Source organism: Bradyrhizobium sp. AZCC 1721, from assembly GCF_036924715.1.
In the GTDB taxonomy this organism is placed as follows: Bacteria; Pseudomonadota; Alphaproteobacteria; order Rhizobiales; family Xanthobacteraceae; genus Bradyrhizobium.
In genome coordinates this window covers 5,831,120-5,844,215 of record NZ_JAZHSB010000001.1, presented here as the reverse complement: position 1 = coordinate 5,844,215, position 13,096 = coordinate 5,831,120, and the positions used below count along the sequence as shown (strand labels likewise).

The window sequence follows — 13,096 nt, the reverse complement described above, 5'->3', positions numbered from 1 at the left end:
TCCTATTTGCTGGCTTGGGACGCCATGTCCGCGATTGCCTTCATTACGGTGTCGCGGACGCCGGGATCGTACAGCGTGTGGCCGGCGCCCTCGACAAAGCGGATTTCGGCTTCCTGCCACACGGCAGCAAGCGCATGCGAGGTCGCAGGCGGGCACAGCAGATCATAACGGCCCTGCACGATGATGCCGGGAATGCCTCTGAGCTTACCCGCTTCCCGCAACAACTGGTTCGATTGCATGAAGCAGTCATTGGCAAAGTAATGCGCTTCCATGAAGGGCGTTGTCGGCAGGCCGCGCGATGAATTCAGCGTTGAGCGGTCGAGGCGCGTGCGGTTCGGCGTGTGTTCGGAAAGTATGCGTTCGCTTTCGCCCCATGCCCGCGCGGCAGGAATATGCACGTCGGGATTGGAATCGAGGATGCGGCGGAAATAGGCCTGCAGCGGTTGCGCGCGCTCGCCTTCCGGCAACACGCTCATGAAGTCGTCGTAAAGCCCAGGATAGAACCGCGGCAGCACTTTTAGAAAGCCGTTTTCGATTTCCTCTGATGTGCCCAGGAAAGTAGCGCGAAGCACGATGCCGCTGACGCGGTCGGGATGGGCCTGCGCATAGGCGAGCGCCAGCGTCGCGCCCCAGGAGCCGCCGACGACCATCCAGCGCTGAAAGCCGAACTTCTCGCGGATCATTTCCATGTCGGCGATCAGATGCGGCAGCGTGTTGGCTTCGCGACGACCCTTGGGGCGGCTGCGTCCGGCACCGCGCTGGTCGAACAGCACCGCATGAAAACGCTCGGGATCGAACAGCCGGCGATGATCGGGCTGGCAGCCACTGCCGGGCCCGCCATGCAGATAGACCGCTGGAGTGCCATCGGGCCGGCCGATGCTCTCGACGTAGATGTCGTGATCGTCACCGACCGCGAACTGCTCCGACGTCAGCGGCGCAAAGGGGTCGGCGCGTTTGATGGACTTGCCGGCATCGGCATCAGGCGCCATGCTCGCCTTCCGTCTCCAGCGTGCCGCCGGCGAAATTGCGGTAGAGGAAGCGGTCCTGGTGCGCGGCGGCCTCGCGTTCGGCATCCTTGAAGATCTGCTCGTGCATCGGCGACAGCGTGCAGGCCGGATCGGTATTGCCGGCGTCACCCGTCAGCGCAAAAGCCTGGCAGCGGCAGCCGCCGAAATCGATCTCGCGGAACTCGCAGCTCTTGCACGGCTCGGGCATCCAGCCGGTGCCGCGATAGCGGTTGAAGGCTTCCGAGTTCTGCCAGATCCAGGCGATCGAATGGTTTGAGCGTACGGATTCGAATTCGAGACCGGTGATGCTTTCCGCGGCGTGGCAGGGCAGCACCTTGCCCGCGGGCGAGATGTTGAAAAACTGCCGGCCCCAGCCGCCCATGCACTTCTTCGGCCGCAGCGCGTAATAATCCGGAACGACATAGTCGATGGCGAGGATGCCCTTCAGGCGCGTCGCGGCTTCCTCGACGATCCGGCTGGTTTCCTCGATCTGTTCGAGCGTCGGCATCAGCGCCGCGCGGTTCTTCAAGGCCCAGCCGTAATATTGGACGTTGGCGACTTCCAGCCGGTCGGCGTCGAGATCGACCGCCATCTGGATGATGTCGGAGAGCTGGTGCAAATTCTGGCGGTGCATGACCGCGTTTACCGTCAACGGCAGGTCGAGTTCGCGCGTCCATTTAGCGACTTCAAGCTTTTTCTCATGCGCATTTTTCAGCCCTGCGACGCGGTCGGCCACGATCGGCTCGTTGCCCTGGAAGCTGATCTGCACATGGCAGAGCCCGGCATCGGCAAGCGCCGAAAGCTTTTCCCTGTTCAGCAGCACCGCCGAGGTGATGAGATTGCTGTACAGCCCGACATCGGTCGCGTGCTGCACCAATTCCACCAAGTCCTTGCGCGCGGTCGGCTCGCCGCCGGAGAAATGGATTTGCAGCACACCGATTTCGGCGAGCTCGCTCAAGACCTTCTTCCATTCTTCTGTAGTCAATTCGCTGCTGCCGCGGTCGAGCTCAACCGGGTTGGAGCAATAGGGGCACTGCAGCGGGCAGCGGTGCGTCAGTTCGGCGAGCACGGCAAGCGGAATGCCGAACGTCTCCGCGGTCGAACGCTTCTGCTCGAGCACCGCGAGCCCGTCACTGGGCGCGGCGCTGGCTGTTTTGCCGTCTGCGAGGATGTCGGTCATGACGTCTTCTCACGCGCTTCAGTCAGAAAGCCCTTGTCGGCGAGGTCCTGCAGCATGGCGACGACGTCGGTCAAAATCGCCTCGCGCGGCGCGGCATATTTGGCTGCGAGCTGGTCGACCATGTCGGCGACGCTGCGCACGCCGTCGCAAAGTTGCAATACCTCAACTGCGATCTCATCCGGCGCCAGCACCCGCTCCGGCGCCAGGATCACCCAGACCTGGCGCGTCTCATCGAACTTCAAGCGAGCGTGGCGCGGCAATTTCGGCCGGCTCGCCTCGCTCACACTGATGTTGCGGCCTGGAGCCATCGATCGCCAGTTCCTTTGTCGGTTTCCTCGTTAGTTTCCTTGTTAGTTTCCTTGGGGCACGAATGCCCCGGGCGGTATGTGGCCCTCGACATAGGCATGATACAGCGCGTCGAGCTGAACCCATAGCACATTGGTCTTGAAGATCAGCGCGTTGCAGACCGCCTCGCGCTCCGCCGGCGTTTTTGCGTTCGCCTTGACGTATTCCAGCGCAAAACCGGCATCGCGCGGCGCCTGGGTCAGGCGGCGGCTGAAATAGCTCATGATGTCAGGATTGACGAAATCATAGTGCTGCAGCATCCCGGAGATGCGCTCCTCGTGCAGGTTCGGCGCGAACAGTTCCGTAAGCGAGGAAGCGATCGCCTCCAGTGGCGTCTTGTCGCGGCAGAAATGCACATAGGCCTCCACCGCAAATCGCGTTGCCGGCAGGATGCCTTCGGTCGATTCCACATAGGCGCTGTCGAGACCGAGCCCCTCCGTCAGTTTGAGCCAGCGCTCGATGCCGCCTTCGCTGCCCACATCGCCGTCGTGATCCTCGATGCGGTGCCGCCATTCGATCCGGGTCGCACGGTCGCGGAACCGCGAGATCACCATCGCATCCTTCAGCGGGATCGTGCTCTGGTAATAATAGCGGTTCAGTGCCCAGGCCTGCACCTGTCCCTTGTTGAGCTTGCCGCCATGCAACAGCCGATGGAACGGATGCAAGCTGTGATAGCGCGTTGCGCCGATATGGCGGAGGGTCGCCTCCAGTTCCTCGGCGCTATCGAGCGTAATGCCCTTGCCGATCGATAGGGCGGTCATTGCGGGTGCAGCGACGACGTTCACAGCTTGATCTCCGTTCCGTCAGCGGGGATGTGCCAGCCTGCCTGCTCCACGGCTTTGCGCTCGTCCGAGCCGCGCAGCAGAGCGGGGTTGGAGTTGTTGATATGCAGGAACACCTTCGTTCCAACGTCGAGATCGGCGAGGCTCTCGATCGCGCCATGATCGCCCGACATCGAAATATGGCCCATGCTTTGTCCCGTCTTGGTGCCGAGGCCGGCTGCGATCAATTCATCGTCGCGCCACACGGTGCCGTCAAAGAAGACCAGTGCAGCGCCCGAAAGGCGCGATTTGAGATCATCGGTCACGCGTGCGCAGGCGGCCAGGAAATAGAAATACTTGTCGCTTCCTTTGTCCAGAATCCGCAAGCCCAGCGTGTCGCCCGCGCCGTCGCCGCCTGCCGGATGCGCCTTGCCTTCGAGATACCACGCGCCCTTGCCGGGAACCGCGAACGGAAGCACCTCAATACCTGACGGCTTGCCGTCGGGCAGCGCCGGCTCGAACGCCTTGTCGACCTCGATCGGCTGCCGCTTCACGTTTTTCTCGTTCAGCACATTGAAGATGCTGTTGGATCTGAGAATCGCAAGTACCCGTTCATGCGCATAGAGCGTAAACGGCGAACCCTCGCGCATCGACAACAGTCCCGCGACGGCGTCGATTTCGCCATTGGTCAGGATCACGCCGGCGATCGGGCTGTGCCTGAGCTGTCCAGCCCGGGGATGAAGCGGTGGCGTTGCAGTCACCTGCTGGCGCAGGTCGGGCGAGGCGTTGACGAGAAACCAATGCTCGCCGTCGGCGCTGACCGCGATCGAGGCCTGGGTGCTCCGCAATTCGGGATGATCGCTTCGTGCTTTCCGGCACACCGGGCATCCGCAATTCCACTGCGGAACTCCGCCGCCAGCCGCGGCGCCCAGGACGACGACGCGAAGCATGATCCGTCTCCTGGAGATTCGAAACTCGAAGATACAAACCAAAAACGCCACGAGGTGGATACCAGCCTCGGACACAATTCCGCACTCGCGGAACGCGTCAGGTCTGGAAGTCCACCTGCGTGAGATTTGATACGCGCTGCCGCTTACTTGCGGGTGGCGCACATATACATGTTGATTTCCATGCCGACCGATACTTCGGCGATTTTCGGTGCCTTCCAGGCCATTTGGTGCTCCTTTTGCTACCGGACGACTTCCGCCCTCGCTGGTTAAAGTACTGCGGATCAAAAAGTTCGCCAGTTAAATCTTTTGCCTGGAACCCCTATTTGTTTATGCTGCGCCGCAAAGAACAAGTCACGGAGTTGTGCGGAGGGCCTTGGTCAAAACAGCGTGGGATCAAGCGTTTCGCGGTTGTTCGCACCACCGCGAATGGCAATTCTGAGTGCGACGGAGCGCTGCCGGCTCCGGATAAAGAACGTGTGAGATGGGCCTTCCGGTTGCGGGGGCTCAACTGGGAGCCAGGTTTCCGCCGATGCCGCGATATTACTTCAACACCCGTATCGGCGATGAGCTGATTTCCGATCCCGACGGCGAAGTGCTCAGGGATCCCGATCGCGCCTGGGAAATGGCGCGTGCCATGATCCGGGAACTGCTCAAGACCGATGGCGCCGACGGTGCGCTTCTCAGCGCCACCATCGAAGTCACCGACGACGATGGCGAGATCGTGCTGGAGTTTCCGTTCGCCGAAGCGATTCTAGATGCGCCTGGCGGTCCTATCACCAGGCACTGACGGCGCGCTGTACCGGCGTCGGAGCTTCGTGTTCGCTCGGTTTTGCGATGCAACTTCCGGGCGCAAGTTTTGCGATTGCGCACCGGCGGATAAATATTGGAGAGTGCCGGCCGGGAAAGCCTCCGGCGCCGGTGCGAGCCCGCGCGAAGAGAGAGGCTTCCGCCAGGGAGAACGCCCATGATGAGCTATTTGTCGGTGCCGCGCAGCGTGCTGCTGTCCGGCGCATTCCTGAGTGCCTTCATACTAAGCGCGGCTGCCCAGCAGTCCGCCGAACCGCCGGCTGCTGCCCAGCAGTCCGCCGAACCGCCGGCTGCTCAGCAGCCTGCTACGCCGCCGGCTGCCGGCGCGCCGCCGCCCGCCGGTACCGCGGCATCACCCTCGCTTCCGCCGGGATCGCCGCTGATCGGACGTCCCGCGGGCAACGATGCCGCCGCCAAGCTGGCGCCGATCGCGCCGCCGCCGATCCCCGCGGCGCCGGACAAGCTGCCGACGGCAAAGCTCAAGGTGCCGGCCGGCTTCAACATCGAGGTCTATGCCGCCGGCATGGCGAATGCCCGCTCGCTCGCGCTTGGCGACAAGGGCACGGTGTTCGTCGGCAGCCGCCTCGTCGACAAGGTCTATGCCATCGTCAACAAGGACGGCAAGCGCGAGGTCAAGGTGCTGGCTTCCGGCCTGTACCGGCCGAACGGCGTCGCCTTCAAGGACGGCACGCTCTACATCGCTGAACTGTCCAAGATCTCCAAGATCGAGAGGGTCGAAGACAATCTGGATAACCCGCCGAAGCCGACCGTGATCTTCGACAAGCTGCCGAAGGATGAGGCCCATGGCTGGAAGTTCATCGCCATCGGTCCCGACAACAAGCTCTACGCTCCCGTCGGCCAGCCCGGCAACAACGTGCTCAACGATGACGAGCATGGCCTGCTCCGCCGGATGAATTTTGACGGTTCGGGCGCGGAAGTGATCGCCCGGGGCCTGCGCCACACCGTCGGATTCGATTGGCATCCGGAGACCAAGCAGCTCTACTTCACCGACAACGGTCGCGACTGGATGTCGGAGGACGTGCCCGAGGACGAGCTGAACCGGATCACCAAGGTCGGCGAACATTTCGGCGCGCCGTTTTGCCTGCAGGGCAACATCGTCGATCCCGAGTTCGGCTGGGGCAAATCCTGCGACGAATACACCGCGCCGGTAGGGCTGTTGGGCCCGCATTCCGCAGCGCTCGGCATGCGCTTCTACACCGGCAACATGTTCCCGAAAGCCTACAAGAACGCGGCGATCATCGCCCGGCACGGCTCCTGGAACCGCTCCAAGAAGGTTGGCGGCGATGTCGTCATTGCCAAGCTGAACAAGGACGGCACCATGAAGTCGCTGGAGCCGTTCCTCACCGGCTTCCTGGAAGACAACAAGTATATCGGCCGTCCGGTCGACGTGCTGCAGATGAAGGACGGTTCGCTGCTGGTCTCCGACGACTACAACGGCGCTGTCTATCGCATCACCTACGGCAAGCAGAAGACGGCGGGCAAGTCGTAGTCCAGCAACAACCGTCATTGCGAGTAGCAGTCATTCCGGGTCTGGTGCGTAAGCACCAGACCCGGAATCTCGAGATTCCGGGTTCGATGCTTCGCATCGCCCCGGAATGACGACAGTGCCGGGAAAAGGCCGATGCGTAAAACAATAATGGCGCTGGCGTTTGCCTCTATCGCCCTATCAGCAAGCGCCGAAACCATCGAACAACGCATCGCGCCGTGCCTCGCCTGTCATGGCGAGAAAGGTCAATCGGAAACCGAAAACACGCCGTCGCTTGGCGGCCAGCAGGCGCCCTATACGCTGATCCAGCTTTTCATGTTCCGCGAGAAGTTGCGCGTCTTCGAGCCGATGAATGAGATGACGAAGCCGCTGACCGACGACGATCTCCGCCTTTTCTCGGACTTCATCGCCAAGATGCCGAAGCCTGAGCCGCCAGGGGAAAATGGCGATCCGGCGCGGATGCAGCGCGGCCAGGCGCTGGTGCGGCAGCATCGCTGCGATAGCTGCCATAACGGCGACCTCGCCGGCAAGGAAAACGTCCCGCGCATCGCCAACCAGCGCGAGGATTATCTTGCCAAGACGCTTGGCGAGTACAAAGACAATAGCCGCCACGGCTACGACGCCAGCATGGCCGACGTGATGGCGCCGATCTCGCCAGGGCAGATTGCCGATCTCGCCCATTACATCGCCCGTATGCGCTAGATCCGGGCGGCGGCCCCGCTGGCATTGCCCGGCGCGCGGCGCTACAAGGGCGGCAATTGGATGGAGTTTTGCATGCAAGACCTATGGCGACTGTCGGCTGCGGAAATGGCCTCACTGATCAGGTCGAAAAAAGTCTCGGCGAAAGAGGCAGCGACCGCGGCGCTGGCGCGGCTCGACGCGGTCAATCCCAAAATCAATGCTGTTGTCGACCACAGGCCCGAGGACGTTCTTTCTCAGGCTGCCGCCATCGATGCCGCGATCGGGCGCGGCGAGGATGCCGGCCCGCTGGGCGGCGTGCCTGTTACGGTGAAAGTCAATATCGACCAGCAAGGTTTTCCCACCACCAACGGGCTGAAGCTGCAGCGCGACGCGATCGCCAAGAGCAACAGCCCGGTGATCGACAATTTGCGCAAATCCGGCGCGGTCATTCTCGGTCGCACCAATTGCCCGGCGTTCTCCTATCGCTGGTTCACCACCAACCTCATCCATGGCGACACCAAGAATCCCCGTGACCCCGGCATCACCCCCGGCGGCTCGTCCGGCGGCGCTGGTGCGGCGGTCGCAGCGGGCATCGGTCATATCGCGCACGGCACCGACATTGCGGGATCGATCCGCTATCCGGCTTACGCCTGTGGCGTGCACGGGCTGCGGCCGACCATGGGACGCATCGCGGCGTTCAACGCGGCGCTCCCCGAACGGCCGATCGGGCCGCAGATCAGCGCCGTGTCGGGCCCGCTGGCCCGCACCATCGGCGATATCAGGATCGCGCTGGCTGCGATGTCGGCGCAGGATTATCGCGATCCCTGGTGGGTGCCGGCGCCGCTCGAAGGGCCGGCAATGCCGAAGCGCGTCGCGATGTGCCTCAACCCTGGCGGCCTTGATCCTGTACCTGAAGTCAAAGCTGCGGTGGTGGACGCCGGCAAGCGGCTCGAGCGCGCGGGCTGGATCGTCGAGGAAATCGCCGACACGCCGCCGCTGCGCGAGGCCGCCGATCTGCAGACGAAACTCTGGCTCGGCGACGGCTATGAGGCGCAGTTGGAAGCCGCCGAGCGCGAAGGCGATCCCGGCGCGCTGGCGTGCCTGCGCGGCAACCGCGCGAAAGTGCATCCCTTCGACCTGTCGAAAGCGCTGACACGGCGTGCGACGCTGACCCGCGAATGGCTGGGGTTCTTCGAACAATATGCCGTGCTGCTGATGCCGGTATCGGGCGAATTGCCGTTCCCCGATCAGCTCGACCGCAAGGACGAGGCGTCGTTTGCGCGCGTCTGGCATGCGCAATTGCCGCAGATCGCCATTCCCTTCATGGGCCTGCCCGGGCTAACGGTTTCGACCGGACTGGTCGGACGCGTTCCCGTCGGCGTGCAACTGGTTTCCGGGCGCTATCGCGAAGATCTCTGTCTCGCCGCAGGCGAGGCGGTGGAAGCCGGCGGAACGCCTTCGGCAGCGATCGATCCGGCGAGCTAGAGCATGATCCCGAAAAGTGGGTACCGGTTTTCGGATAAGATCATGCTCCGGTGACAATAGAGAGGACGATGTCAGGCGTTTATGATTTTACGGCGCAGTCGCTTACCGGCGAAGACATTCCGCTGAAGCGGTTCGAGGACCAGGTGCTCCTGATCGTCAATACTGCCAGCGCCTGCGGGTTCACGCCGCAATACAAGGGCCTGGAGCAGTTGCATCGTGAACTGGCGCCGCGCGGCTTTGCGGTGCTGGGGTTTCCCTGCAACCAGTTCGGCGGGCAGGAACCGGGCGACGCCAAGCAGATTGAGCAATTCTGCGCAGGCAAATATGACGTAACGTTTCCGATGTTCGCCAAGATCGACGTCAACGGCAGCCATGCGCATCCGTTGTTCAACCATCTGAAGAACGCGAAATCGGGACTGTTGGGTCCGTCGATCAAATGGAATTTCACCAAATTCCTGGTCGACCGCTCGGGCAGGGTGGTCGGGCGCTACGCCCCAACCGCGACGCCCGAGGGAATCAGAAGAGAAATCGAGGCACTGCTGTGAACGAGACCGACAAAGCAATGAGCGACCAATTCCCCGACCGTCTTTCGGTCGATCCGAGCAGCCCGTACTACAACGCCGATATCCTCGCGCGCGACGTCGGCATTCGCTTCAAGGGCGTCGAGAAGACCAATGTAGAGGAATATTGCATCAGCGAGGGCTGGGTGCGCGTCACCGCAGGCAATGCCAAGGATCGCTACGGCAATCCGCTGACCATCAAGGTGCACGGCCCGGTGGAGCCGTATTTCCGCGACAAGGCGAAGTCTTGAGCCAAATCTGCATCAACCGTCATTGCGAGGAGCGAAGCGACGAAGCAATCCATCCGTCCATATGCGCGGCTCGATGGATTGCTTCGCTTCGCTCGCAATGACGGCAGAAGGGACGCGGTGGCGAAGATCGCAGGGAAGCCGCTGTTCCGGCTACTCGCCGAACGCCATGGCCGGGAGGGAAAATCCGATCTCTATGCCGAGATGAAGGCGCTGGCGGCGTAGGGCCGGATGCCATAGGAAAGACTGGAATCGGTGGCCTGGACAGGGCATTCGCTCTGGCGCCGATCATGGATTTCCGGGCCGCTAGTTTACCGCTCATCCATCGTTGAAGGACGTCGCGATCTTGGCCACCACGCTTCCCCAACTCTCGCTTGCTAAGGACAAGATCCGCGTCTTGCTCCTTGAAGGTGTCAACGACAGCGCCGTGCAGATAATTGAGACTGCCGGCTATTCCAACATGACGCGCCTATCCAAGGCGCTCGAGGGCGATGCTCTGAAAGAGGCCATCAAGGGGGTGCATCTGCTCGGCATCCGCTCGCGCACGCAAATCACCAAGGAGGTTCTCGACGCTGCGGACCGCCTGATCGCGGTCGGATGTTTCAGCGTCGGCACCAACCAGGTGGACATTGAGGCCGCGCGCCGGAGCGGGATTCCGGTGTTCAACGCGCCGTTCTCCAACACGCGGAGCGTGGCAGAACTTGTAATCGGCGAGATCGTCGTCCTGCTGCGCCGGATCGTCGCGCGCTCCAACGCCGCCCATGAGGGACGTTGGGACAAGTCGGCCAACGACAGCTATGAGGTGAGGGGCAAGACGCTCGGCATCATCGGTTACGGCAATATCGGCTCGCAGCTCTCCAACCTCGCGGAAGCGCTGGGCATGCGGGTGATCTTTTATGATCACACCGACAGGCTTCGTCACGGCAACACCGAGCCGACCGCGAGCCTGCATGAGCTTCTGACGCAAAGCGATGTCGTGAGCCTGCATGTGCCGGAAACTCCCGCCACGAACGGCATGATCGGGCGCGAGGAGATTCGCGCGATCAAGCATGGCGCGTATTTCATCAACAACAGCCGCGGCACTGTCGTGGACCTCGAGGCGCTCGCCGAGGCGCTGCGGGAAAACCGGCTCCGCGGCGCCGCAGTCGACGTCTTTCCGGTCGAGCCGCGCTCGAACTCCGAGCGCTTCGTCTCGCCGCTGCAGGGCCTGGAGAACGTCATCCTGACGCCGCATATCGGCGGTTCGACCGAGGAGGCGCAGGAGCGTATCGGCGCCGAAGTCGCGCGCAAGCTGGTCGATTACAGCGATTCCGGCTCGACCATGGGCGCCGTCAACTTCCCGCAGGTTCAATTGCCGCCGCGGCCGTCAGGCACGCGTTTCATTCAGGTGCAGCGCAACCTGCCGGGCATGCTCGGGCGTTTGAATGAAGTGCTGGCGCGTCATACCGTCAACATCGCCGCGCAATATTACGAGACCGCGCACGACGTCGGCTACGTGGTGCTGGACGTCGATGCCTCGGCCGCCGACGGCCAGCGCGTGCTCGCGGACATCCGGGCGCTGGAAGGCACCATCCGAGCCCGGTTGCTCTATGAGTACAAGTCCTGAAGCGGATTCCCAGATCAGCCCTCGGACAGCAACCCCTTCTCGATGGCTGATTGCCTGTTCCTGAAAATGGCCATCGCCGTCTTCATCCGCAGGAAGCCGAATTTCGCATACAACGGCTCGCGGCCGGCGACCGCATAGAGGATTATCTTCGCGTGTCCTTGTGATTGGGCGAGCAGTCTTTCGATAAGCTGTTTTCCGAGACCTGTACCCTGATGGCTCGGCAAAACAGCGACGTCGCAAAGATACGCGCAATCGCGTCCGTCAGCCAGGACGCGACCGGCGCCGACGAGGCGGTCGCCATCGCGGGCAAAGCAGCAGAACATGCTGTTGCCGAACACCACTTCGAGATCGGCCGCCTTCTTGGTGCCGAGCGGGGCAGCCCGATAGAGCGCTTCGAGTTCCTGCCAGTCCACGCCGTCGCGGCTGTCGCTCCAAATGACCGTCATCGCGAAGGGCTCCGCGCCGTCCTATGACAGCCGCATGTCCAATAACCGCCGCCCCTCGGTCTTCAGCAGTTTCTTCACCGTGCTGGAGGCGGCGATCTCGCCCTGGTTGGCGTAGGCCTCGTGGTTCTTCTCGATGTCCTCGAGCCGGTAGAGGTAATTGACCATGATGCCTGCAGATTCCCGCAGGCCCTTGGGCGAGAGGTCGCCGAGCCAGTCGATCTTCTCCAGCCGTGCGCCGTTGCCGATGTGGAAGCGGGCCACCGAATCGACCAGTCGGCCCTTCGGTGTGCGGGCTTTCAGGAAATAGTACGCCGCCAGCGGTTCCAGCACGGTGCGCAATTGCGCGGTCAGTTCGTCGTTCTCGAACCAGTCCGGCTTGTCGAGGCTTTCGAGCAGTATCCGCTCCTCATCGCCCAGCGGAACATCGTCGGCCTGTTTCAGCCATTGCATGAAGCCCGGCACCGGCGACAGCGTGATGAAGGTGTCGAGCTTCGGCAGTTCGCGCCGCAACTCCTCGACCACCTGCTTGATCAGGAAGCTGCCGAAGGAAATGCCGCCAAGCCCTTTCTGCGTATTCGAGATCGAATAGAACACGGCGGTGCGCGCGCGTTCGATCGGCACCGGTTGCCGTTCGGCGGCAAGCAGCGGTGCGATCGCGGTCGGAATTGTCTCGGTCAGCGCGACCTCGACGAAGATCAGCGGTTCGTCGTTGAGCTGGGGATGGAAGAAGGCGTAGCACCGCCGGTCGACGGGATCTATGCGGCGGCGCAAATCGTTCCAGTCGCGGATTTCGTGCACGGCTTCATAGCGAATGATCTGTTCCAGAATATTGGCCGGCGTCGACCAGTCTATCCTTCGCAGCACGAGAAATCCCCTGTTGAACCAAGAAGACAGCAAATGCACCACGTCGCGATCGAGCGCGGCCAGATCCTTGTTGCCCTTCATCAAGGAAAGCAGGTCGGCGCGCATCGCCACCAGCTCGCTGGTGCCGCCGGGCGCACGGTTGAGCCGGCGGATCAGCTCCTGCCGACGCGGCTCGGACGCAAAATGAAGGTCGCTGGCATCGCTGTCATTCGGCTGGCTGCGCCAGCTCTCGATCGCCTGCGACAGCTTCTCGCGGTCGGGGCCGAAGTTGCGGGCCAGCGTTTCGAAGAAGGTGAGCCGGCCGGCGGCGTCGAGATCGTGGTAGCGATCGAGCACCTCGCGCGCCATCGCGGTGCCGGACGCTTCGCCGCGGCCCGACAGCAGCGCTTCACATAACTCGATCAGCTCCGAAGCGTCCTGGCCGTCGTCGGACGGTCCGGCCCGCCGCAGCAGTGTACGGCCGCGTTCTGATATCGTCGCGAGAAGATCGGAGAAAAAGGCATTGGCCATGTGGCGGGTCGAATCCAGCGGGGGTTTTGCGGAATCTTACATGGGATTTAGGTCGGTGCCGATCACAATCAAGAAGTCCAGGTCGTCATGCCCCGCCATCGCCTTCGGCGAGCCTGATGACAGGCTCCTGCGGGGTATC

Annotated in this window: 15 protein-coding genes; 7 read left to right on the top strand and 8 right to left on the bottom strand. The window is 62.6% G+C overall.

Features of this window, described 5'->3' with window-relative positions:
- Positions 1-2: 2 nt before the first annotated feature.
- From pip to pqqA, 6 genes are all read right to left on the bottom strand, one after another.
- A complete protein-coding gene (pip, locus tag V1273_RS28010) occupies positions 3-989 on the bottom strand; it encodes a prolyl aminopeptidase (RefSeq protein ID WP_334411565.1) in 987 nt (328 codons plus the stop codon).
- Positions 979-2,187: a pyrroloquinoline quinone biosynthesis protein PqqE gene (gene pqqE, locus V1273_RS28005; RefSeq protein ID WP_334364561.1), complete on the bottom strand. Its 1,209-nt coding sequence runs from the start codon at positions 2,185-2,187 to the stop codon at positions 979-981. Before pqqE ends, pip begins: the two co-directional genes overlap by 11 nt.
- Positions 2,184-2,495, bottom strand: a complete 312-nt coding sequence (pqqD, locus tag V1273_RS28000) for a pyrroloquinoline quinone biosynthesis peptide chaperone PqqD (RefSeq protein ID WP_334411564.1) — start codon at positions 2,493-2,495, stop codon at positions 2,184-2,186. Before pqqD ends, pqqE begins: the two co-directional genes overlap by 4 nt.
- 42 nt (positions 2,496-2,537) lie before the next feature.
- Positions 2,538-3,293 (bottom strand): pyrroloquinoline-quinone synthase PqqC, encoded by a 756-nt coding sequence (gene pqqC / locus V1273_RS27995; RefSeq protein ID WP_334412277.1) that lies wholly within the window; start codon positions 3,291-3,293, stop codon positions 2,538-2,540.
- 20 nt (positions 3,294-3,313) lie between these two features.
- Positions 3,314-4,243: a pyrroloquinoline quinone biosynthesis protein PqqB gene (pqqB, locus tag V1273_RS27990; protein ID WP_334411563.1), complete on the bottom strand. Its 930-nt coding sequence runs from the start codon at positions 4,241-4,243 to the stop codon at positions 3,314-3,316.
- A 143-nt stretch (positions 4,244-4,386) separates the two neighbouring features.
- Positions 4,387-4,467 (bottom strand): pyrroloquinoline quinone precursor peptide PqqA, encoded by an 81-nt coding sequence (gene pqqA, locus V1273_RS27985; RefSeq protein WP_082637312.1) that lies wholly within the window; start codon positions 4,465-4,467, stop codon positions 4,387-4,389.
- Between the two features lie 305 nt (positions 4,468-4,772).
- Here pqqA and V1273_RS27980 point away from each other — a divergent pair, with 305 nt between their 5' ends.
- From V1273_RS27980 to serA, 7 genes are all read left to right on the top strand, one after another.
- On the top strand, positions 4,773-5,030 hold the full coding sequence (locus tag V1273_RS27980) for a DUF6894 family protein (RefSeq protein WP_028347078.1): 258 nt from the start codon (positions 4,773-4,775) through the stop codon (positions 5,028-5,030).
- Between the two features lie 177 nt (positions 5,031-5,207).
- The gene (locus tag V1273_RS27975; protein ID WP_334411562.1) at positions 5,208-6,560 is read left to right on the top strand and encodes a PQQ-dependent sugar dehydrogenase; all 1,353 of its coding nucleotides are present in this window, start codon (positions 5,208-5,210) and stop codon (positions 6,558-6,560) included.
- A gap of 132 nt (positions 6,561-6,692) precedes the next feature.
- Positions 6,693-7,259 carry a c-type cytochrome gene (locus V1273_RS27970; protein ID WP_334411561.1) on the top strand — a complete coding sequence of 189 codons (567 nt, stop codon included), beginning with the start codon at positions 6,693-6,695 and terminating at the stop codon, positions 7,257-7,259.
- 72 nt (positions 7,260-7,331) lie between these two features.
- Positions 7,332-8,723, top strand: coding sequence for an amidase family protein (locus V1273_RS27965; protein ID WP_334411560.1), 1,392 nt, complete (start codon positions 7,332-7,334; stop codon positions 8,721-8,723).
- A 68-nt stretch (positions 8,724-8,791) separates the two neighbouring features.
- Positions 8,792-9,268 (top strand): glutathione peroxidase, encoded by a 477-nt coding sequence (locus tag V1273_RS27960; protein WP_334364557.1) that lies wholly within the window; start codon positions 8,792-8,794, stop codon positions 9,266-9,268.
- 17 nt (positions 9,269-9,285) lie between these two features.
- Positions 9,286-9,534, top strand: a complete 249-nt coding sequence (locus V1273_RS27955) for a DUF3297 family protein (RefSeq protein ID WP_334411559.1) — start codon at positions 9,286-9,288, stop codon at positions 9,532-9,534.
- Positions 9,535-9,877: 343 nt separating this feature from the next.
- Complete coding sequence (serA, locus tag V1273_RS27950) at positions 9,878-11,137, top strand: phosphoglycerate dehydrogenase (RefSeq protein WP_334411557.1); 1,260 nt, start codon at positions 9,878-9,880, stop codon at positions 11,135-11,137.
- A gap of 14 nt (positions 11,138-11,151) precedes the next feature.
- On the opposite strand, the gene V1273_RS27945 is transcribed toward serA, so the two are convergent.
- Together V1273_RS27945 and V1273_RS27940 are read right to left on the bottom strand one after the other, a co-directional pair.
- Positions 11,152-11,583: a GNAT family N-acetyltransferase gene (locus tag V1273_RS27945; RefSeq protein WP_334411556.1), complete on the bottom strand. Its 432-nt coding sequence runs from the start codon at positions 11,581-11,583 to the stop codon at positions 11,152-11,154.
- A 21-nt stretch (positions 11,584-11,604) separates the two neighbouring features.
- Positions 11,605-12,957: a malonyl-CoA decarboxylase gene (locus tag V1273_RS27940; RefSeq protein ID WP_334364554.1), complete on the bottom strand. Its 1,353-nt coding sequence runs from the start codon at positions 12,955-12,957 to the stop codon at positions 11,605-11,607.
- Positions 12,958-13,096 lie beyond the last annotated feature (139 nt).

Bases quoted from the DNA above. Each gene is read 5' to 3' on its own strand.
- pip (WP_334411565.1), bottom strand. From the start codon at position 989: ATGGCGCCTGATGCCGATGCCGGCAAGTCCATCAAACGCGCCGACCCC.
- pqqE (WP_334364561.1), bottom strand. From the start codon at position 2,187: ATGACCGACATCCTCGCAGACGGCAAAACAGCCAGCGCCGCGCCCAGT.
- pqqD (WP_334411564.1), bottom strand. From the start codon at position 2,495: ATGGCTCCAGGCCGCAACATCAGTGTGAGCGAGGCGAGCCGGCCGAAA.
- pqqC (WP_334412277.1), bottom strand. From the start codon at position 3,293: ATGACCGCCCTATCGATCGGCAAGGGCATTACGCTCGATAGCGCCGAG.
- pqqB (WP_334411563.1), bottom strand. From the start codon at position 4,243: ATGCTTCGCGTCGTCGTCCTGGGCGCCGCGGCTGGCGGCGGAGTTCCG.
- pqqA (WP_082637312.1), bottom strand. From the start codon at position 4,467: ATGGCCTGGAAGGCACCGAAAATCGCCGAAGTATCGGTCGGCATGGAA.
- V1273_RS27980 (WP_028347078.1), top strand. From the start codon at position 4,773: ATGCCGCGATATTACTTCAACACCCGTATCGGCGATGAGCTGATTTCC.
- V1273_RS27975 (WP_334411562.1), top strand. From the start codon at position 5,208: ATGATGAGCTATTTGTCGGTGCCGCGCAGCGTGCTGCTGTCCGGCGCA.
- V1273_RS27970 (WP_334411561.1), top strand. From the start codon at position 6,693: ATGCGTAAAACAATAATGGCGCTGGCGTTTGCCTCTATCGCCCTATCA.
- V1273_RS27965 (WP_334411560.1), top strand. From the start codon at position 7,332: ATGCAAGACCTATGGCGACTGTCGGCTGCGGAAATGGCCTCACTGATC.
- V1273_RS27960 (WP_334364557.1), top strand. From the start codon at position 8,792: ATGTCAGGCGTTTATGATTTTACGGCGCAGTCGCTTACCGGCGAAGAC.
- V1273_RS27955 (WP_334411559.1), top strand. From the start codon at position 9,286: ATGAGCGACCAATTCCCCGACCGTCTTTCGGTCGATCCGAGCAGCCCG.
- V1273_RS27945 (WP_334411556.1), bottom strand. From the start codon at position 11,583: ATGACGGTCATTTGGAGCGACAGCCGCGACGGCGTGGACTGGCAGGAA.
- V1273_RS27940 (WP_334364554.1), bottom strand. From the start codon at position 12,957: ATGGCCAATGCCTTTTTCTCCGATCTTCTCGCGACGATATCAGAACGC.